Below are 1,348 nucleotides of genomic sequence, written 5' to 3'. Positions count from 1 at the left end.
CCGCAACAGATGCGTCGCTTCGTTGGTATTATCTTAAATGCTAAGTACCGAGTTGAGAAGGATCATAAAGATATTGGCGTCATAATCCCACTGGACGACGAAGAACTTAAATTTTTAATGACTAAAGCCTTGAGACGTTACTTTAACGCCCTAAGAAGCAATGAGAAGCACATCAAGAACGTGGAAAACTACCTGTACGGCACCATGCAAAATCTATTTGGTGTTTGGTGGAATAAACAAGCGGCTAGAGAATACGCGGCCAAACACCCCGAAAAAGAAAAGCCGGCCGACAACGACAACAGTGGGTTGTACTGCTAGTCCTAAAAGGCTACAAAATCCTTTCTAAGCAGTTTTAAGACTTACTGACCCTTTATACTTAAGTTAGATTTAAATGGATTAAACAGAAGAATAGGGGCTTTTAAATGAGCGCCAGAGCTAACCAGGCTAACCAGCTCAAAAGTTCAGCCTTTAGATCAATGCCAACCTCAAGTGGCCTGAGGCCAGGGTTTTATCCGTTGATCAGATACTCAAAAGGTAGTATAATGGTAGTAGAAAATGAAAGGAGATGAGACAATCATGGCAGTTAAGGAAAAGAAACGGGTCCAAGTCAAGATTGATAAAGATTTGGCCGATGATACCGAAGCAGTTTTAAGCGAATTGGGCTTAAATCCAACTACGGCCATTAACATGTTTTACAAGCGGATTGTTGCTAATGGTGCTTTACCTTTTAATGCGTCTTTAAGCGAAGAAGAAAAAGCTAATTTACGCTTTTTAAAGGCGACCGAAGGGACACCAGTCACCGAGTTCAAAGACGCTAAAGAGGTCTCTGATTGGCTCAACGATCCAGATGAGGACTAATGACTTAGTCAGCCTATACGTTAGTTTTGTAGAAACTAACGGTGGCAAGTCTCGGCCAGTTTTAATTCGTCGGGTATTAGAACAGACGGTCGAGGCTTTTAAAATTACTAGTCAGTATGAAAAGAAGTCGGCTTATATCAAGCAACAATATTATCCGATTCAAGATTGGCAATCCGCTGGGTTGAAGAAACCTTCCTGGGTCGATCTTGGTAATATTTATCGCTTTCCCAAAGCCGGTTTAAACTTTAAAGAAATCGGTCATTTAAGTAAGCTAGATCAAAATAAAATTTCAGATTTTACGCTTGACCTAAAATCAAAAAGAAGAGGTAAGGGTCAAAAGATAATTCAACAGCGATCAAGTAAAAGGAAGCACAAAGAAAGTAAAGCAGAGCTTACACAAAGAATTCAAAAACAGTTAAAAGACTTTGCTAAATACAATCCAGAAATTAAGCCAAAAAACAATCCTGAAAATAAAAACGATCGGCCTAGT

2 protein-coding genes and 1 pseudogene are annotated in these 1,348 nt (G+C 39.6%); all 3 read left to right on the top strand.

Features of this window, described 5'->3' with window-relative positions:
• Positions 1-318, top strand: a pseudogene (locus tag IV54_RS09745) (replication initiator protein A); the annotation flags it as partial.
• 258 nt (positions 319-576) lie between these two features.
• Positions 577-858, top strand: a complete 282-nt coding sequence (locus tag IV54_RS09740; RefSeq protein ID WP_039107119.1) for a type II toxin-antitoxin system RelB/DinJ family antitoxin — start codon at positions 577-579, stop codon at positions 856-858.
• A partial coding sequence (locus IV54_RS09735; RefSeq protein ID WP_057879142.1) for a hypothetical protein occupies positions 848-1,348 on the top strand: 501 nt, incomplete at its 3' end. The genes IV54_RS09740 and IV54_RS09735, both read left to right, overlap by 11 nt.

Origin of the sequence: Levilactobacillus paucivorans, from assembly GCF_001437125.1 — a bacterium.
GTDB classification, from domain to species: Bacteria; Bacillota; Bacilli; order Lactobacillales; family Lactobacillaceae; genus Levilactobacillus; species Levilactobacillus paucivorans.
This window is presented reverse-complemented; position numbering and strand designations above follow the sequence as displayed.

Excerpts from the sequence above, each read along its gene's own strand:
- IV54_RS09740 (WP_039107119.1), top strand. The coding sequence starts at position 577 with ATGGCAGTTAAGGAAAAGAAACGGGTCCAAGTCAAGATTGATAAAGAT.